The 20,269-nt window shown below is 46.8% G+C and carries 13 protein-coding genes; 3 read left to right on the top strand and 10 right to left on the bottom strand.

Annotation, left to right across the window (positions count from 1 at the left end):
• Nucleotides 1–187: 187 nt before the first annotated feature.
• Nucleotides 188–2,026, bottom strand: a complete 1,839-nt coding sequence (locus tag A9237_RS25930; protein ID WP_078610122.1) for an ABC transporter ATP-binding protein — start codon at nt 2,024–2,026, stop codon at nt 188–190.
• A gap of 405 nt (nt 2,027–2,431) precedes the next feature.
• On the opposite strand from A9237_RS25930, the gene A9237_RS25925 reads away from it, so the two are divergent.
• Nucleotides 2,432–3,433: an arginine deiminase-related protein gene (locus A9237_RS25925; protein ID WP_039987672.1), complete on the top strand. Its 1,002-nt coding sequence runs from the start codon at nt 2,432–2,434 to the stop codon at nt 3,431–3,433.
• Nucleotides 3,434–3,820: 387 nt separating this feature from the next.
• Nucleotides 3,821–8,137 (top strand): Ig-like domain-containing protein, encoded by a 4,317-nt coding sequence (locus A9237_RS25920; protein ID WP_237358445.1) that lies wholly within the window; start codon nt 3,821–3,823, stop codon nt 8,135–8,137.
• A gap of 681 nt (nt 8,138–8,818) precedes the next feature.
• On the opposite strand, the gene A9237_RS25915 is transcribed toward A9237_RS25920, so the two are convergent.
• The 9 genes from A9237_RS25915 to A9237_RS25875 all read right to left on the bottom strand — a co-directional run bounded on the left by A9237_RS25915 (nt 8,819) and on the right by A9237_RS25875 (nt 18,925).
• Nucleotides 8,819–9,214 carry a hypothetical protein gene (locus tag A9237_RS25915; protein ID WP_005429015.1) on the bottom strand — a complete coding sequence of 132 codons (396 nt, stop codon included), beginning with the start codon at nt 9,212–9,214 and terminating at the stop codon, nt 8,819–8,821.
• Between the two features lie 66 nt (nt 9,215–9,280).
• Nucleotides 9,281–11,332, bottom strand: a complete 2,052-nt coding sequence (locus A9237_RS25910) for a glycoside hydrolase family 3 protein (protein ID WP_078610120.1) — start codon at nt 11,330–11,332, stop codon at nt 9,281–9,283.
• A gap of 318 nt (nt 11,333–11,650) precedes the next feature.
• Entirely contained in the window at nt 11,651–12,175 is a 525-nt protein-coding gene (locus A9237_RS25905; RefSeq protein ID WP_078610119.1) for a YgjV family protein, read from the bottom strand.
• A 331-nt stretch (nt 12,176–12,506) separates the two neighbouring features.
• A complete protein-coding gene (locus A9237_RS25900) occupies nt 12,507–13,136 on the bottom strand; it encodes a bifunctional 4-hydroxy-2-oxoglutarate aldolase/2-dehydro-3-deoxy-phosphogluconate aldolase (protein ID WP_005429019.1) in 630 nt (209 codons plus the stop codon).
• A 9-nt stretch (nt 13,137–13,145) separates the two neighbouring features.
• Nucleotides 13,146–14,123 carry a sugar kinase gene (locus A9237_RS25895; RefSeq protein ID WP_078610118.1) on the bottom strand — a complete coding sequence of 326 codons (978 nt, stop codon included), beginning with the start codon at nt 14,121–14,123 and terminating at the stop codon, nt 13,146–13,148.
• A 3-nt stretch (nt 14,124–14,126) separates the two neighbouring features.
• Nucleotides 14,127–15,539, bottom strand: coding sequence for a glucuronate isomerase (uxaC, locus tag A9237_RS25890; RefSeq protein WP_078610117.1), 1,413 nt, complete (start codon nt 15,537–15,539; stop codon nt 14,127–14,129).
• A 12-nt stretch (nt 15,540–15,551) separates the two neighbouring features.
• A complete protein-coding gene (locus tag A9237_RS25885) occupies nt 15,552–17,015 on the bottom strand; it encodes a fructuronate reductase (protein ID WP_078610116.1) in 1,464 nt (487 codons plus the stop codon).
• 81 nt (nt 17,016–17,096) lie between these two features.
• Complete coding sequence (locus A9237_RS25880; RefSeq protein WP_009706640.1) at nt 17,097–18,398, bottom strand: TRAP transporter large permease; 1,302 nt, start codon at nt 18,396–18,398, stop codon at nt 17,097–17,099.
• Between the two features lie 14 nt (nt 18,399–18,412).
• The gene (locus A9237_RS25875; protein ID WP_009706639.1) at nt 18,413–18,925 is read right to left on the bottom strand and encodes a TRAP transporter small permease; all 513 of its coding nucleotides are present in this window, start codon (nt 18,923–18,925) and stop codon (nt 18,413–18,415) included.
• Nucleotides 18,926–19,247: 322 nt separating this feature from the next.
• Here A9237_RS25875 and A9237_RS25870 point away from each other — a divergent pair, with 322 nt between their 5' ends.
• On the top strand, nt 19,248–20,231 hold the full coding sequence (locus A9237_RS25870; protein WP_078610115.1) for a TRAP transporter substrate-binding protein: 984 nt from the start codon (nt 19,248–19,250) through the stop codon (nt 20,229–20,231).
• The last annotated feature ends 38 nt before the right edge of the window (nt 20,232–20,269 follow it).

Here is a 20,269-nt window from a genome sequence, read left to right as displayed (position 1 = left end):
CTATACTAGCAGAAAAAGTGTGATTTGCATCCATAAAGTTGTTTCATGGTTGAGATTTTAAGTGATCATGATCACGCATTGTGTTGGGTTGGTTTCTGAAGAAAACGGATGGATATAGCAAAATTGAATAAAAAACGGCGCTTGGTGCGCCGTTTTTGTTTGGTGATTTACAGCTATCTAACGAGCATTAACTCTCCAACTCTTCCCCAAGGAAGCCACCTGTTTGGTGCGCCCAAAGCTGAGCGTAAATGCCGTTGTTAGCAATAAGCTCTTTGTGTGTGCCTTGTTCGACGATGTTGCCTTTATCAAGCACAATCAAGCGATCCATTTGTGCAATAGTCGACAAACGGTGCGCGATGGCGATAACGGTTTTGCCTTGCATCAGCTCGTTCAAACTTTCTTGAATGGCGGCTTCCACCTCGGAATCCAGTGCTGAAGTCGCTTCATCAAGTACCAGCAAAGGTGCGTCTTTTAGCAGTACGCGTGAAATCGCAATACGCTGGCGTTGACCACCAGACAGCTTCACACCACGTTCACCGACTTGTGCGTCGTAACCCACGTTGCCGAACGGGTCGGTTAGGGTTTCGATAAACTCGTGTGCGTGCGCTTGCTTAGTCGCTTTAATCAGGTCTTCTTCAGTCGCATCTGGGTTGCCATACAAGATATTGTCGCGGATTGAGCGGTGTAGCAAAGACGTATCTTGCGTTACCATACCAATATTCGAGCGTAGCGAGTCTTGAGTGACGCTAGATATTTCCTGCCCATCAATCTTGATGCAACCTTCCTCTACATCGTGGAAGCGCAATAACAAGTTCACTAAGGTGGATTTACCTGCGCCAGATCGTCCAACTAAGCCCACTTTCTCACCCGGTTTGATATTAAGGTCGAGGTTGTTTATCACGCCCTTTTTCTCACCGTAATGGAAGCTCACGTTATCGAAGTGGATGCCGCCTTGAGAAACTTGCAGATCTTTCGCATCGGCTTTGTCTTTGATGTCGATCGGTTTAGACAGCGTCTTCATGCCATCGACTACAGTACCCAAGTTTTCGAATAGGGCACCGACTTCCCACATGATCCACATCGACATACCGTTGATACGCAGAGCTAAGCTGACAGCAATCGCAATGGCACCCACGCTAATCGCGCTATCCAGCCACAAATAAATCGACAGCGCAGCCACTGAGAACACCAATAGATAGTTGGAAATCTCTACCGCTACGTCGAAGCCGGTCACCAAGCGCATTTGGCGATATACGGTATTCAAGAAGCCTTTCATGCCTTCTTCGGCGTACTCGGTTTCTCGTTTACTGTGCGAGAACAGCTTCACGGTTTGAATGTTGGTGTAGCTGTCGACAATGCGCCCAGTCATGGTGGAGCGTGCATCGGCTTGCTCAGTCGCCACGGCCTTTAGTTTCGGAACAAAGTGGATCTGAATAGCGATGTACGCCATTAGCCAAACCAACATTGGTATCATCAAGCGCCAGTCAGCCGCCGCCAGCATCACGATAATACTGGTGAAGTAAACCAAGACATAAACAAACACGTCCATCGTCTTCATGACGGTTTCTCGCACCGCCAAAGAGGTTTGCATCACCTTGGTGGCGACACGTCCTGCAAAATCGTCCTGATAGAAGTTCAGACTTTGATTAAGCAAGTAACGGTGTGCAAGCCAACGTACCGACATCGGGTAGTTACCCAGCAAAGTTTGGTGAATCAGCAGCGAGTAAACCACCACCAAAATTGGCATGACAACCAGCAATAAAGAGCCGTAGAAAATAAGGTCCGCTTTGTTGTCTTGCAAAAAGGTTTCAGGGTTGCTGGTGGATAGCCAATCAACCAACTGACCCATGGCACCAAACAGAGATACTTCTACGATTGCCACAATCGTCGACATGATCGACATGATGATCAGCGGTTTCTCAAAGCCACGAGTGTAATGGCGCAAGAAGGCGTAAATCCCGGTTGGGGGTTGGTCAGGCTGTGATTTGGGGAACGGCTCAGTAAAGCCTTCAAATCGTTTAAACATAACTCATCCTAAAGTTAAAACATTGCCACGCCAGAGAGTGAATTCACCAATTCTTTCTACCTTGGACGAGGTCGAAACACTGAACGTGGTGATAAGACATATTGAGGTCTGCTAGCCAGAAAAGCAGACAAATTACGTACGTGAGAGAGGCGAAAAAATAGTCTAACCGATTGCATTTTAAATGTAACTAGTTGGTTATGAAGAATTCACTTGTGCATTGTTCTTGAGATTGTCATTCACACGCCACAAAACCGTAAATCGGCACGGTGACAATAAAAAGTCGGGCAAAAAGAGTTTTTGTCAGAAACATTTACCTTTGACTGATGAATTTATTATTAAAAACAGCAAAACCGAAGTTAACAATAAATTTACAATCTCATCATTCTAGTGAAAAGGAATGTTTGGATGCTATTACACGAATCAGTGCCTCAGAATGCACATGGAAAAGAAGAAAGCACGCAAAGTGCTCTGCGTCATACCGCAAATTGCGTTGTGATGGTGCCGCCGAAAGAGTTTCGTTTTAACGAAGAAACCGCGCAAGACAACGAGTTTCAACACCAAGTTTCTCTGACTCAAGAAGAAGTCTCACGTAATACCATGGCTGAATTTTCCGCGATGGTTGAAACATTGCGCAAAGAAGGCGTGCAAGTCGTTGAGTTTGATTACCCTCAATCAGACATTGCCACACCAGATGCGGTGTTCCCGAATAACTGGTTTAGCACCACTCCAGAAGGCACTTTGTATACCTTCCCGATGGCGTGTGAAAACCGTCAGCATGAAGTTCGCCCAGATGCGCTGGTCGCCGCATTAGCAAAAGCGGGTCGTGAAGTGCATCAACAAGATTCATTAACCGAATACCTCGGAGAAGAAGCCTACCTAGAAAGCACAGGCGTGATGGTGTTCGACCACTTCAACAAAACCGTTTATGCCGCGCTTTCACAGCGTTGTGATCGTCTGGTGTTAGAAGATTATGCCAAGCGCATTGGTTACGATCGCGTGATTTCTTTCCAAACCCGTTTGCCTTCTGGCGCGCCGATTTACCACACTAACGTGATGATGGCGGTGGGTGAGCAGTTCTGCGTGATTTGTGATGAAGTGATCCCTGAGTTTGAGCGTCGCTTTGTGCTTAAATCATTGGCGAAAGATAAGCAGGTTATCTCGATTTCGCTTGAGCAGATGAACCAGTTCTGCGGCAACATCCTTCAGCTGGAAACGGTACGTGGCGATAAGGTTATTGCTATGTCTCAATCGGCTTACGATGCGTTCTCACCAGCACAAAGAAATCAACTGGCGACTCACGGTAAATTGCTGCCATTCGACGTTTCTACCATTGAATCGATTGGCGGTGGCTCAGTACGTTGCATGTTAGGCGAAGTGTTCTTACCAAGCCGCAAAGCTGTGCTGTAAACCATTTCTGAATTTCCCCCCAAAAAGCACCATGTTGAAAGATGTGGTGCTTTTTTATTTGTATCGCAGAAAATGCCCAAATGAATAGCAAAACACTTGTTTCATCCTAATGTGCTCTGAGTATGATTTTGCCCATACATCATGCAGGTGTATTATTTAGCTGCTATTTATATGTATTGTGTTTCATATAAAAATAAAGGCTAGGTTATGGTTATGATCAACACGTGCAGAAGGGCGGGGTTGTATTGCCTGATGGGAGTGATGTCTTTGCTTGCCATCTCGGGCTGTAATGACTCTACCACTGAAACGACCACCTCATTAACGTCTCACATCTCTCACCAACAAAGCTTGTCACTTAATGTCTCTAATCGAGTTGATGAGACCGAAATGTCTAATCTAGAACTGCTGTTTGTTTTCGATGTTGCCAATCAGAATGAGACGTTTACCGTTCGAGTACAAGATGTTCTAGGAAGAGAAGTGGCTGGTTTCCATCAGGGGGAAGCATTTCAAAGTAACGTTGTGGTAGTGCCTGAATCTGGCATTGTGCCATTCACATTCGATGTCGATAACGCCAGCGATGTGAATGGCGGTGTGGCTAAGATGACGGTGATTGTGAGAGGGGATGGTTTTTTCTCTAACTCTCAAGTGTTTGATCTGACCCAAACCACGATGTCCGATAACTATTGGATTGAAATTGTTCCTAAGTCAGAAAAGGCTGAAGAGGCAACTACTTTTGCGGAAGAACGTGTTGGCTTAGATGGTCACGTCACCAGTTCTCAGGTGGATGTCGCGACGGTTAGCAAAGATGACAGCACGGATGGAGGAAAAATCCTTGATGGCGCAACTGCCAAGTTATCGATTCCTGCCGGCACGGGGTTCATCGGTGAAGATGGGCAGCCTTTTACGCCTTTAGGAGAGGTTTCTGTTTCGATGATGCTGTTTTCAGCGGATCCAAAAGGCCTAGCTGATGATGAGAATAACCCGCTATACCTTTTCCCTGGTGGTTTATCACCAGAAGGATTTGATGGTGAGCTCCCAAGCGATATTACCTCTCCTGACAGCGTAACCTTTATTTCTGCTGGTTTTGTTGCGATTGAGATTGGTGATGAGAGTGGCAACAAAGTGTTATCGTTTGATGGCGAAGGGGTTACCTTGGCATTTGAAGTTCCAAAATCCACGATAAATCCGCAAACAGGTGAACCACTATCTTTGGATGACGGCACGATCCCTATTTGGAGCTATACCGACTCTACGGGTAAATGGCGCTATGAAGGTGATGCCGTCATAGAGCAAGAAAACGAAAACACCTTTACCGTCTCGAAACCAATCACTCACCTCTCATACTACAATCTGGATTGGTATGGACAAGATCGTTGTCAACTTGATGTCGACGTTGTGGATGCGAATGGCGACCCCAATAATCAAAAGTTGCGCCTCTCCTTTGCTAAAGCTGGTGGTGGTTGGGCTTACAAGCCTTCTGGGTGGGGCGATGACCCTGAAAAGTTAAACATCAATCGAGTGCCTGCCTTCGCTGGTCATTTCGATTTGCTCGACAGCCAAGGTAATAGTTTGCTGGCGTCGATTGAAGTGGACGGTGAGGTCATTGAAGTAGCCGATGGTTCAGAGGGACTCGATCTCGATGACTTCTGTTTTGGTGTATCGAGTGACTCCACTAAATCGTTCAAGGCGACCTTAAATATTGTAAACCCTCCTCGTATTGATATCGAAACAGGGCTGTCATTAGTTTGCCCAATCGACGAAACGAAAACTCAGACAGTTAACTCAGGCTATTACTACTTATATTCCGGTTATTCTTATGAAAGTTCGGGTGAAGTAAATGGGGATAGCATTACGTTTTCCAACTTGGTTGAAGACGGGTTATATCGACTCTATTACTACGGTGGGCAGACTTGGGCACAAGTAGAATTTACCGCCAAAGCAGACACGACCACTATTTCACTGATGTCACTTCAACTGTGTGACAAAATTGACCAAGCCATTAAAACCCGCTTGGTATGTACCGACGACGATATGGCCGTCACGCGCTTTAAGGCAGCACCTGAAGCGTATTTTTGGATGTACAACCAACACTATTCTCACTATTTATGGGGGAGAACAGACTCTGATGGTAACGCCACGCAAAGTGATGCGGTCGAATCGATTGAATACATGGGCTCAGCCTATTCTTACTTTGAGAACCGTTATTACTGGGGTGAACGTACAACCGCCACGACGAGTGCCGATAATGCGATCACTTTTGATATTCAGTTACCAAGCTCCAATGAATATTGTCTTGCCGAATTACCGATTGATTACCTTCAAACGTTCGTTTTTGCTGAGAACACAGAAGCGCTGGCAGACGGTGTCGCAGAAATCATTATTACCGTTCAGGAGCGCGATGAGTTTGGTACGGCTCGTGAATCGAATTCAGGTGAGCTTACCTTGAGTGCTGAACCTGCTGAAGAGGTCATGATTTCTGGGGTTACTTCGAATGGTGATGGTACATATAGCGCCAAGGTAACGTCTACAAAAGCGCAAGAAGTCGTTATCTCCGGTAAGATTGATGACAATGCCTTAGGAGGCTCTGCGACAGTAGAGTTTATTCCTGTTGTTGATTTCTCAAATGCCGTCTTTAGTCGAGATAAAGCGTCCGCCAGTGCGGATGGTAGTGAGCAAATTAAGGTGACTGTACAACTCAAAGATGCGGATGGAAATGACTACACATCGTCTGGTGGTGACATAAAGTTTGGCGAGCTTTCTGGGTTAACTTTGAAGTCTTACCAAGATAATGACGATGGCACTTACACAGGCGTTTTCATCAGTGAAACGTCAAAAATCTTCAATATCACAGCATCGATTGCAGGTAGCGCACTATCTAGCAGCATAGATATCGAGTTTACTCCAGTGTTAGATACCAACAGCGCTGACTTCTCAGTTGATAAAAGTTCAGCAAGCGCAGATGGTGTTGACGTCATTACCGTGACCTTGCAGCTAAAAGACAAAGAGGGGGATGATTACACCAGTTCTAGCGGTGCAGTCGTTTTTGATACACCAAATGGGTTAACTAAGTTCGACAGCCAAGATAATGGCGATGGCTCTTATACTGTGAAGTACAAGAGCTCGACGTCAGGCTCCTACACAGTGGGAGCTTCGCTAGACGGCAGTAAATTTGTTGAATCCATTACTTTTGAATTTACTCAGGTTCTTGACCTCAGCAACACAGAGTTTACTCCTGATAAAAGCTCGGCGAACGCTGATGGTAGCGAAGTTATTACGGTGACGGTTCAACTGAAAGATTCTGAAGGCAACAACTACACAAGCTCAGGTGGCACTCTTCAGCTCTCTATGCCAACAGGCGTTAGTTCCGTTACTTCTCAAGATAATGGTGATGGTACTTACACTGTGAGTTTCTCTAGCTCGAGTGCAGGTAACAAATCAATAGGAGTGTCGATTGGTGGCACCCAGTTATCCAGCTCTATTTCTTTGTCTTATGCTCAGGTCTTAAATCTTTCTGCAGCAGCGTTCAGCCGTGATAAAGACTCCGCTAATGCAGATGGTAGTGACCAGATCACCGTAACGGTTCAGCTAAAAGACACCAATGGTGCTGACTATACATCGTCCGCGGGGGAGATTTCATTCTCTGTGCCTAATGGGGTAACGGAAAAATCAAAAACAGACAACGGTGATGGTTCGTATACAGCAGTCTTTACAACGGTGAACGCAGGTACTTACACCTTTGGTGCGAGCATAGGTGGCACTCAGTTAGCTAACGATGTTGAGCTTACTTTTAATGCTGTCATTGATTTATCGCAGTCGACATTGCAAGCCGATATCACCACTATTGCAGCAGATGGCAACAGTACTGCTCAGTTGACAGTCACGCTAAAAGACTACGCAGGCAATGCGTTTGTACCAGCATCGAACAGTCCTGAGCTCACGATTACAGTAGGCTCTGCCAATAAGACGGAATTAGTGAATGCTGGCGATGGGGTTTATACAAGCAGTATTAGCGCTAGCGTTGTTGGAGAGGTCACTGTTACCGCGACCTATGACTCTGGAACCATTGGTACATCAAACCTCACATTTGAGGCGGTAGCACCAAGCGCTTCTCAGTCTACCATCTCGAGTGATATTTCCACCTTTGGTGTGGGAGGCGCTCATAGCGCAGTTATCACGGTTGCTTTAAAGAAAGCTGATGGCAGTGCTTACACACAAAGCTACGGAGAGTTGGTGCTGAGTCCACAAGGTACGGGTTTAAGCTATGGCACCCCCGTAGATAATGGTGATGGTACATACACGGTGTCAGTTACTGCAGATACTGCGGGCAGTTATGTCGTGAGTGCTGCTGTTGGGGATCTCTCATTGAGTAATTCGCTGCCTTTAACGGTTACCCAAGTCGATGCTGCAGAAAGTGTTGTAACACCTACGGAGTTAAATGGTTCAGGTAATATCACAATCACGCTTAAAGATTCGAGTGGTACCGATTTAGGGCATGGAGGGCACGTAGTGACTGTTGACTCTTCTTCGGACGCATTCATATTCACAGCAGGGGGATTTGGCTCATTTAGTGATATTGTGGATAACAATGATGGAACCTACTCGGTTTCAGTGACATGTCTCAAATCAACCAATGGCAATAGTTTTAACATTGAAGTCCAAGCCGATAGTACTTTGGTTGGTAGTGTAGATGTAACCTGCCCGTAAATCTCAGACAATACAAAGAAAAATGCCACTCAACATTGAGTGGCATTTTTATGCTTCGTCACTGTTAGGTTTGTTTAATCTAAAGCGACCAATTCTTTCTCATGGGTGTTTTCGCCCACTTCATGACAGCAATGGTTGTGGTGATCCTCGTAGCCATCATACGCGCATTCGCCAATATTGTTTCTAGGACAGATAAGATAGTGACTTCTATCGATTAACTCTGTTTGACATATTGGACAGTACTTTTCCATAGCAACCTCCCACAACTAACGATTGAAAATTTCGTCCGTAGACACGAGTTCAAGGGTAATTTTAGACCCTAGATTATGACCGTGATGTGAAGGTTTTATGCGAGGATAAGTGTGCGTTCTCTGTCTTGACAAAGCTCTGACATAAGGCGGAGTGAGGAGCCTTCCCGCATTTTCATTAGAATTCTGATTTTAAAAGAAAAGGAGAGACTTAAAGCGTCGTTTTATACTTGATGATTTGCTGTATCACGCCATAATTTTGCAGCTTCTTTTAGAAGGCACATCACAAAGATATTTGTCTTCATTTCGCGCAAAATTGTCGGAGTACTTTGGCTGTTTATAGATGAGCTTTGAAGTCTTGGGTTTTAGCAATATGTCAGGCAAGAAGAGCACAGATAAAAACAAGGTCAGCGGTTGGACTGACCTTGCTGATTTAACATGCTTCAGCGTGATGCTCTTGTTGAAAGCGAGAATCTTGCTTTGAATGTTTCGGTACAAAACAGAGTTTGTCTGCGGACATCTTCAAACCATTTTGCATCTTGATATGAGTCACTGCCCAAATCACGCAACCATGAGGGAGGTTGAACAGCGAACGGGTTTGAGTGAAAAGGACGCCATCATCATAAGCAGGTGTAACGTTAATAGCTTTACCTTGCCATGCCTGACGAACGCTTTTTACATCAATGTTCGGCACAATCAATGAGAGCATTTCTGGCTCAACATCCTTGACGACTTTGAGGCAAATGCGGCATCCATCGTAGTATTGTTCAACCCAAACTTTGTGGGGAATGCTTTGGTCAACCCAGTCTAACTGCAGTATGTGTTCCATGGTTTATTCCTCAGGTAGATCCAACAAAGGCAGCGCAAGACACTGCCTTGTTAGGTGGGTAAAAGGTTATTCGTAACTTAGTCCGTGACCGAATTCGTACAAGGTGTCGGCTTCGTCATAGCCCGGGTAGTCAGAGTGCTGGTTCAAAATCGCTTGTGCGCTGTTTGCCAGTGCAAATGGAAGCTTACCTTGAGGAGCAAAGTTGCCTGAAAGGACTTCCATTAAGTTGCTGTCTGATACACCGAAGGTGGCTAAGATTGCACCCGATTTTTTCATGTTACTTGCATCATCCAGTACAAACGGTTGACGGAAGTTAATTGAAAGCACGGTATTCTCTGCGCCAATTTCACTCATGACGGCTTGGATATCGGTCAGACTTGGCTCAATTTTCCAAGATGCTGCGGTTGCCATTTGACTGAATGCCAGCAGGTCAAGTTCATCTGGGTTTGCACCGCCAAAGATAAGCTCAGGATCCGCACCTTCATTGGAAACACGCACGCGAATAACGGCGTAATCGGTGCCTGCTGGTACTGGAGGGCGAACTTCGCAATCTTCATAATCACCAGAGGTCACATCAAAGCCATAACGTTCGTCACCGGCGATGGTTTCATCCATACCCATCACATAGAGTGAAACTGCTTTGTCGGCGCTTGGTTTGGCGAGCGGCAGTGTCTTGTCTGTGTTTTGCAGCAGAACCACGGATTTCTTCTGAGCGTAGTCTGCACGTTCTTGATGTTCGGCGTTGCCTAAAATTTCTTGGGCTTTATCGACGTCTACATACGTGTTTTCAAATAAACCAAGTTGGAACTGCTCTTTGACCAGACGAGTCACTGAGAGATCGACACGCTCTTCGTCAATCAGTCCTTTGTTGACCAGATTTACGATGACGTCTTTATCATTAAAGCCAGAGAGAACGTCGACGCCAGCTTCGATTACCATCGCAACTTGCTCGTCGATGGTTTTATCTTCCACACCCCATGCTCGGTCGCCGATGATACCTGTATCGGAGTTGACGTTGCCAGTATAGCCTAGCTCACCGCGCAGTAGATCGGTCACAATGCCTTTAGAGAAGGACATGCCCACATCATTTGGCATCCACTTTTGATCTACTGGTATGCCGTAGTAAGGCATGATCGAAGAGGCGCCAGCATCAATCGCGGCAATAAACGGGATTAGGTGGTAGTCAAAGTTGTCTTTTGGATAGACTTGGTTTTGCCCAAAGTCGTAGTGAGGATCACCGCCGTTTTCTTGAGGACCACCACCAGGGAAGTGTTTGATCGTAAGGGCGATGCTGTCTTGGTCAATAGCTCCACCACCTTGTAGACCGTTGATCAAAGAGCGCATGATATCTGCCGCAAGATCCGCGTCTTCTGTAAAGGTTTCGTGCACACGGTACCAACGAGGCTCTGTCGCCAAGTCCATCATGTAGCCATACATACTGCGTAGACCAATCGATGACCATTCTTCATTCATGATGCCCGCAAACTCTTCAATCAGCGCCATATCGCGAGTGGCCGCAAGTCCGGCTTCTTTTGGCCAAGCCGAGAATGCACCCGAAGAGACGTTGATCCCCGCTTTTGCCGATGGGTCGATGTGGTTGCGTGCATTGGACTTAAATAGAGCAGGGATACCCATGCGGGTTTTCTCTCGCAGCTCTTGAACACTGTTCATGAAAGTCGCTGCTTCTTTAGGTGAAATCTGGCAGCCAGAGCGCCCGCTATCACAGTTTGGTGCGTTTTCTGGGGTTTCCACCACATTGTTACGGAAGATAAAACGCGTCATCTGAGCATCGGCGATCATGTCTTGACCTTTGCTTGTCACGACACCGCCTTCACCGGAGTTTAGAGTGTCGATAAGCATCATGCCGGCTTTCTCTTCAAGCGTCATTCGGCTAACAAGATCAGCTGCGCGCTCTTCTGGTGTGAGACGCCAATCTTCAAACGGCTCTAACGTCCCGTTGCCATTGGAATCTCTAAATTGATAGCCGTCAACGTTGAGCACGTCGTGTACTCGAGAGAAGACTTCTGGTTGAACATAGCTGTTGTCATCGTCGGATGAATTACACCCTGCGAGAACAAGCGCCACTGCGATAGGAGTGAGTTGGGTAAGGCGTTTCATGTCGCTGTCCTAATGTTGGTATAGTTGTTTTTCCAGACCAATATTAGTAATAAGCGCAGTTTTGGTTAACCAAAATAAATTAAACTGAAGATTTGGATCACCATATTTTTTATTTAGGTGATTTAACTCAATATATAATTAAAAATAGGTTGACCAAATTAAATGTGATCTTAGTTTTGCAGTCTATTTATTGTTATTTAAATTCTTAAAAATCAGTACCTTACGTTTGTGCTATGTCGCTTCCAAATTCTATGTAACGCTATGGTTGTTATTGTTTACTCCAAAATTATTACCGGGTGAGAAAAAGGGCTAAATACATTAGCCCTGATTTAAAGTTTGTGTCTGGTTATTATTTTTACTTGATTGATACAAGCGATATATGGTCAGTAAATTGGTGATGATAAAAGTACTCTCGACCAATGAACCACCGATCGAGCCAAGCCAAATATTGTGGCTGACCCAGCAGAAGGAATTAAACAAAATTAAGCTGCGTAGGGTGATGCCTTGTTTGGAAAAGAGTGCCCAAGTGGCGACGGACGATCCGATTACCGTGAGTAGCTCAAAAAAGTGAGTGATGTTTGGAAGGGTCATCAGCCACATCAGTGCAATGAAGAACCACATTACTCTGCGTGATTGAGTTTTGATTGAGGCAAAACTGCGAATACCATTAATGATCACACCAATGGCGGCGACGGTTGCACCCATCAGGGTAAAGTGAATACCCATGATGAAGCAAAACGCCATCATCTGATAGCGGAAGCGCATGTCGTCTTTCTGCCAGAATGCCATTACGCCAACCATAAACGCAATGCCACCAATGCTTTGTGCTAACCAGTTTTCCATCTATTTCCCTAGAGTGTTGTTCTTTGAGTTATTTCCATTAAGTGAGCAAGCCCTGAACATCCTTCAAAGTAGCTGTCATTTTAGAGTTTGATTCACTCTGTGAGTAGATCTTGAATCACGCTCGTGCCTCGCTTTTCAGGATGACGAATAGGGAGACATTTGTCATATCGTCATTCCGACGAGCCTAGGCGAGATCAGGAATCTACTTACCGCGATAACCCAATCAATTGAGCCATGCTTTGAACGAATCAGCCCTCCACAAAGGGAGGGCTGGGCACTTTATCTAAATCGCTAAGGGGTTACCCAAGAGCCTGAGATGACTTACCAATCATTACTCATTTACAAGTGCTACTGCTTCGCGAGTCAGGCGTGCAAGTTCTTCCCAGTTGCCAGCTTCAATCAGTTTCTTGTCTACCATCCACGTACCACCACATGCCAATACGCGCGGGATAGCTAAGTAATCTTTGATGTTCGCAGGATTAATGCCACCAGTAGGCATCAGTTCGATGTCGGTGTATGGCGCGAGCAGTGATTTCACCATGTTGATGCCGCCAGAAGCTTCGGCAGGGAAGAACTTCAAGGTGGTTAAACCCATTTCCAGTGCGGCTTCAACTGTGCTTGGGTTGTTCACACCCGGTACGATATCAATCCCGATTTCTTGGCACGCTTTAACGGTATTTGGGTTAAAGCCAGGCGATACAATAAAGGTTGCGCCTGCTTCTTTTGCAGCAATTGCTTGCTCTCGATTCAATACCGTACCTGCGCCAATCAGCATGTCTGGCTGGGTTTCACGCAGTAGGCGAATCGCTTCTGCAGCCGCTGCTGAACGGAAGGTGATTTCAGCCGCTGGTAGTCCGTTTTCTGCCAGTACTTTACCCAATGGGATAATGTCTTCTGCTTTATCAATGGCGATAACTGGGATGACTTTCAGAGCTTTCAATTGTTCTTTAATGCTAGACATGAGTGTTCCTTAGACGACGCCAAGCGCCGGTTGTGTGAATGCTTTGGGAATGATGGCTCCGCGATGTTGAATCACAGCACCTGCCAGTGCGTTGCCTCTTTGACATGAAGTCGCGAGATCGGCGCCAGTAAGGTATGCCGATAAAAAGCCACCATTGAATGAGTCGCCCGCCGATGTGGTGTCCACCACTTGAGCGACAGGTTGGGTTGGCACGGCTTGTGGAGCCAGAGCCGCGCTCGAACCCTGATTTGTTGAGTCTTGAACTAAGCAGCCATCTGCGCCGAGCTTGACGATGCATTTGCCCACGCCAAGAGAGGTAAGGCGTTCAATGGTTTGCTCTGGTGTTTCGTCACCCCAGATCAATTGTTCGTCGTCAAAAGTCACTAAGGCAACGTCCGTCAGTTGATACATGGCTTGGTAAACGTTCTTGACGGTTTGATTATCGTCTTGAGGCCATAGTGCTGGGCGGAAGTTACTATCAAACGCGATTTCAACGCCTTGGGCTTTAAGCTCGACCAATAAGTTGAGCAGTGAAATTCGGTCTTCTTCTGGCAAGATGGCCAAAGATATACCACTGAGAAACACCGCATCCACTTGAGTTAATGCTTGCTTAACCAGCCCAAAGTTAGGATGTTGAAGTAGGTAACGTGCGGCTGATTGATTGCGCCAATATAGGAATGTACGTTCGCCTTGGTCATCAAGCTGAATCAGGTATAAACCCGGCGTACGAGTCTCATCGCGCAGCACTAAGTCTGTTGAGACGCCTTCGTCTTCCCAGCGAGTCAGCATGCCTGTACTGATCGGGTCATTACCAAGCGCCGTAACGTAAGAGACTTTGACTTCATTAGGTTTGTTATTGGCTTCGCAGCCGCGGCTCAAATAAACCGCAGCGTTGAGCGTATCCCCACCAAATGTTTGATGCATTGAGCCGAACGGTTTGCCATTCAGCTCAATCATACATTCACCAATAATGGCGATGTGCTTCATTGGTTACGCCCTCTCTTCAAAGTAGCGTTTTGCGTTACCAAAACAGATGTCTTCGACCATAGGACCAAGCAACGATAGGTCATTTGGAACTTCGCCGTTCTCTGCCCAACGACCAATCATGTCACACAAGATGCGGCGGAAGTATTCGTGACGAGTGTAAGACAAGAAGCTGCGTGAGTCCGTTAACATGCCGACGAATTGGCTGAGCAAACCAAGTTGAGAAAGCTGTTCCATTTGGCGCTGCATGCCGTCTTTCTGGTCGTTGAACCACCAACCTGAACCAAACTGCACTTTGCCAGCGATACCGCCACCTTGGAAGTTACCAATCATGGTCGCCATCATTTCGTTATCACGAGGGTTCAAACAGTAAAGAATGGTGCGAGGCAGCTCGTTGGTTTGATCCATTTCATCCAGTAGATGTGCTAGTTCAAAAGCAAATGGGCGATCGCCAATCGAGTCAAAGCCAGCATCAGCACCTAACAGTTGGAACATGCGTGTGCTGTTGTTGCGCTGCGCGCCAATATGAAGCTGCATTACCCAGCCCAACTGCGCGTAGCGTTTGCCGAGCCACACTTGAACCGCGGTCGAGAACTGCGCACATTCAAGCTCTGACAGTACTTCGCCATTTAAACGACGAGCCAGCAACGCATCTAAATCAGCTTCGCTTGGAATTGGCGCGTAACGGACGATCTCAATGCCGTGGTCTGCCGCACGACAACCATGCGCATCGAAGTGCGCCAAACGTTTATCGAGCGCACTCAATAAATCATCAAAGCGGCGGATTTCAATGTCTGCTGCTTCGCCCAGTTTGTGCATGTAATCTGCAAACACGTCCAATTCAATCTTGAACGCTTTATCCGGACGCCAACTCGGCAGCACTTTGACGTTAAAGGTGTCGTCTTCTGCGATCGCTTTATGGTGTTCCAGTGAATCAATAGGGTCATCGGTTGTGCCCGCCATTACGACGTTCATTTGCTGCATGATGCCGCGAGCCGTAAATTCAGGTGTCGCAAGCAGCTCATTACATTGATGCCAAATTTGGTCAGCGGTGTCTGGGCTAAACAGCGTATTGGTAATGCCGAATGGGCGACGCAGTTCTAAGTGCGTCCAGTGGTAAAGCGGGTTGCCCAAGGTTTGAGGTACCGTCTTCGCCCACGCCATGTATTTGTCGTAATCGCTCGCATCACCCGTAATCAAACGCTCTTCAATGCCTGCCGAGCGCATGCCACGCCATTTGTAGTGATCGCCTTCAAGCCAGATTTGACCCAAGTTATCGAACTGACGATTTTGCGCCACTTCCGCTGGGTTTAGGTGGCAGTGGTAATCATAAATTGGCTGCTGGAACGCATGCTCATGGTACAAGCGGCGTGCAGTTTCGTTTGAGAGTAAAAAGTCTTCACACAAGAAATTCTTCATCGTTAACTCCTATTACAACGCAGCGACAGTGGCACGAGCACCGTTATCGATTAGAGATTGGTAAGCACTGCTCACCGCATCAATCACTTGTGGGTTTTGACCAAGCTCTGCTGGGAAGATGGCTTCAACCGCGAGCAACGCAGGCACAACAGAAACGTTCAAGCCGTGTTGGTCGCAGATCTGACGTAGTGTCTCTGCCATTGGATCGCGGACATCAATGTCGTTGCCTTGCTCGTCCACGCCGGATACGTAGCGCATCCAACCTGCAATCGCTGTTGCCAACCATGAGAAATTAGAACCTTGAGAAAGATGGAATCGTAAGCTGCCACCCATGCGTTGTGGGATCTTCTGGCTGCCATCCATCGCGATTTGCCATGTTTTGTGTTTCAAGCTCGGGTTAGTGAAGCGTTCAATAAGCAGCTTGGCGTAGCCTTCTAAATCGGTGCCTTCTGGCATGGTCAGCGAAGGAGCTTGCGCTTGCATCATCATGTCGAATGCCGCTTTACGGTAGCCTTCATCTGTCATGGTGTCAGAGATGTGCGCGTAACCACCAAGGTAACCTAGGTAGGCTAAGAACGAGTGGCTACCATTGAGCATGCGCAGCTTCATTTCTTCGTAAGGCACAACGTCGGCAACAAATTCTGCGCCAGCCATGTTCCAATCCGGGCGACCTGCCACGAAGTTATCCTCGATAACCCATTGGCGGAATGGTTCACAAGCGATGCCACATGGATCTTCACAGCCAAGTAGCTCAGCGATTTCGGTTAGTGTCTCTTCGGTTGCTGCTGGCACAATGCGGTCAACCATGGTGCAAGGGAAGGTAACGTTGGCTTCAATCCAGTCACGCAATTCAGGGTCAAGCAGTTGAGCGAACTCAAGTACCGCTGCTTTTGCTACGTGACCGTTCTCTTGCACGTTATCGCAAGACATCACGGTAAATGGCGTTAGGCCGCGTTCACGGCGCATCTTCAGTGCTTGCACAATGTAACCCAATGCTGACTTTGGCTCCGTTGGGTTGGCAAGATCAGCAATGACTAGCGGGTTGTTTTTATCAAGCTTGCCCGTCGCAGGGTCGGCGCAGTAGCCTTTCTCGGTAATCGTCATTGAAACGATCGCCACTTGTGGCTCTGCCATTTTTTCTAACACTGCTTGAATGCTGTCGAGGCTTGGGTGGAGTGATTCGGTGACTGAACCAATCACTTTTACCTCAGTTGATTCTGCGCCTTTCTCTGCCACTGTGTAGAGGTGATTTTGCGCGCGTAGCGATTGAATTAAATCTTCACCACCGAATAGGTTGATCTCGCAAATACCCCAGTCAGAGCCCGTTTTGCTCAACATTTCATTGGTGAATAGAGCTTGGTGTGCTCGGTGGAATGCACCGAAACCAAGGTGAACAATACGGCTTTTAAGCGTTGAGCGGTCGTAGTCCGGAAGCAGAACGTGGTCATTCAGAGTGGAATTGGAAATAGTCTTCATTGTGGTATTCCTTTTCCCGCAGGCGAACCTGCGGGATGGTGTATTTTAATAATTCGTAATCTAAAACTTATAACCCAGCGCTTAGTAACCAAGAACAAGGTTAGGCAAGAACAGACTTAGCTGAGGAATAAAGGTCACGGCCATTAGTGCTGCAATCAGTGCAACGTAGAATGGAAGTAGAGGCTTAATTACTTTGTCGATGGCAACGTTCGCCACAGAACAACCGATGAACAACGCGCTACCTACTGGTGGGGTACAGATACCGATAGCCAAGTTGAAGGTCATCATGATGCCGAAGTGTACAGGGTCAATACCCATATCCAGTGCGATTGGCAGGAAGATAGGCGTAAAGATCAGTACCGCTGGTGTCATGTCCATGAAGATACCGACAATCAGCAGAATGACGTTGATGATCAAGAGAATCATCATTGGGTTGTCAGAGATAGCAAGTAGGGCATCTGCAATCATGTAAGGAATGTCGGCGTTCGCCATCGCCCAAGACATGCCCATTGATGCGCCAACCAGTAGCAATACGATAGAAGTGGTCACCGCAGACTCTAGGATGATCTTTGGAATGTCACGCCATTTCACTTCGCGGTAAATCAACACCGCTAGCACAAAGGTATAAACCACTGCGATAGCTGAGGCTTCTGTTGCGGTAAAGATGCCGCCAATGATGCCACCCATGATGATCACAATCAGTGCTAAAGATGGGGCGGCTTTCAAGAAGGTATTCCAAACCATTGCCAGAGAAGGACGTGCTGCCACTGGGTAGCCACGGCGTTTTGCAATGATACCTGCTACCACCATGATGCTAAGACCCATCAAAATGCCAGGAATGTAACCCGCTAGGAACAACGCCGCGATAGACGTACCACCAGACACCAATGAGAACACGATCAGTGTGTTACTTGGCGGAATCAACAAACCAGACGGGCAAGAAGTGATGTTCACTGCCGCAGAGAAGTTTTCATCGTAGCCATCTTTCTTTTGCAGAGGAGACATGGTGCCGCCAACCGCTGCTGCAGACGCAACCGCAGAGCCAGAAATCGAGCCAAACATCATGTTCGCCATTACGTTCACGTGTGCGAGTGAACCTGGAAGGCGGCCACCAAGCACTTTTGCAAAGTTGATAAGACGTAGTGCGATACCACCTTGGTTCATGATGTTACCCGCCAAGATAAAGAACGGGATTGCTAGTAGAGCGAAGTTATCAAGGCCTGCCGCCATACGCTGCGCGACAACGGCGATCGCAGGCTCTAGCGGTAAGCTCATTAAAATAGTGGCTAGCGATGACAAACCGATAGCGAAAGAAACCGGTACGCCAATCGTCAATAAGACCGCGAAGCTACCGAATAGGGTGAGAATTAATTGCCATTCCATTGTGGAACCCTCGATTAATCAAGTTGTGTGTCGGTGAGTAGGGCTTCACCAGACGTCAATTGTTTTACACGGTCGAAAGCAAATACCGCAGAGTAGAAGATCATCAGTGCGCCACTGATTGGTAGGCAGAAGTAGATGTAGCCCATTTCCAAGCCGAGCGCTGGTGTTAACTGGCCAGTTGCCAGTGTTTTCAGTGCGAGTTGTGTACCGCCGTGAACCAACACCACGTAAGAGAACAGTGCGATGGCAATTTGGATGACGATTTCATTGATGAGTTTGCGCTTGCCTTGCAGCTTCATTGTTAGCAAGTCGATAGCAAGGTGGCGTTTAAGACCTGTGGTGTATGCCGCGCCAATTAACGCAACCCACATAAAGAGATAGCGAGCAAGTTCGTCAGTAACGGTGCTTGGTTTGCCAATCACATAGCGTGATAACACTTGCCAGACTACGCAAATGACGAGGAAGGTCGAGAGAGAGACCGTAAAGGCGGCCAGCCCCCTGTTGATGTATTTGACCAATTTATTCATTTTTATTTCCTTTAAGTAAATACGCGTACCTCATAACAACTGGTTAACCAATGTAAGAAGTTGTTTCTGTGTAGGGCAGTAACATACGCTAATCTTTCTGGTCGGATTATAAGTTAGCCGATTTGGTTGTCACGTGAGCAGGTTCACAATTGGATTGGTTGACCAATTTAAGGGTTGTGATTGTGATTTTGGTCAATCAATTTGCATTTTTGTTTTGACGATAGGTTTTTTGATCGCCAATAATGGCCTCGAAACAAGAAATACCGTTAAAAAATTAAAACTACCCTACATATTGGACAACCAATCCAAGGAGAATAGAACAATGATGACGCGTAAGACTCTTTTAAGCGCTGTAGTAGGTGCTGCAATGACCTTCGGCGCCACCGCTTCTGCTTATGCTACGACCACTTTGAAGCTGAGTCACAACCACCCTCGTGACCATGCCGTGCATAAAGCAATGGACTTTATGGCAAAAGAAGTTCGTGAAATGACAGACGGTGAAGTTCGTATCCGTATTTACCCTGATGCACAGCTAGGTACACAGCGTGAATCGATGGAGCTAATGCAAAACGGCGCTCTGGATATGGTGAAGAGCAACGCGGCAGAATTGGAAGCTTTCTCCCCAGCTTACGCAGCATTCAACATGCCTTACTTGTTCCGCGATAAAGACCACTACTACAAAGTGACAGACGGTGAAGTAGGTCGTGAAATCCTGAATTCTTCAGCGGACAGCGGCTTTATTGGTGTGACTTACTACGATGCGGGTGCGCGTAGTTTCTACACCAATAAACCAATCAATACGCCGGAAGATCTGAAAGGTCTGAAAGTGCGCGTACAGCCAAGCCCATCAGCGATTGCGATGGTAAAAGCGTTAGGTGGTAACCCAACACCATTGGCATACGGTGAGCTATACACAGCATTGCAACAAGGTGTGGTGGATGCTGCGGAAAACAACATCCCATCGTTCAGCTTGAGCCGTCACAGTGAGGTATCAAAATACTTCAGCTTAGATGAGCACACTATGGTTCCGGACGTTTTGGTTATCTCAACGAAGACTTACGACAAGCTAACGCCAGAGCAGCAAAAAGCGCTGATGAAAGCAGCGGCAGACTCTTCGGAATACATGAAGAAGCTATGGGCTGAGTCAGAAGCGAAAGAGCGCGCGAAAGCAGAGAAGATGGGCGTGACTTTTGTAGAGCCAAATAAAGCGGCATTTGTTGAAGCGGTTCAACCAATGTATGCGGACCTAGAAAAAACAAATCCTGAATTAAATGAATTGGTTGAGAAAATTAAAGCTGTTCAATAATTCACAATTTAATTAGTACGAAACAATCGAAAACAAGG

The sequence above is a fragment of the Vibrio owensii genome (assembly GCF_002021755.1).
GTDB classification, from domain to species: domain Bacteria; phylum Pseudomonadota; class Gammaproteobacteria; order Enterobacterales; family Vibrionaceae; genus Vibrio; species Vibrio owensii.
The sequence above is the reverse complement of the archived record's forward strand: the minus strand, read 5'-3'. Positions and strand labels throughout refer to the sequence as shown.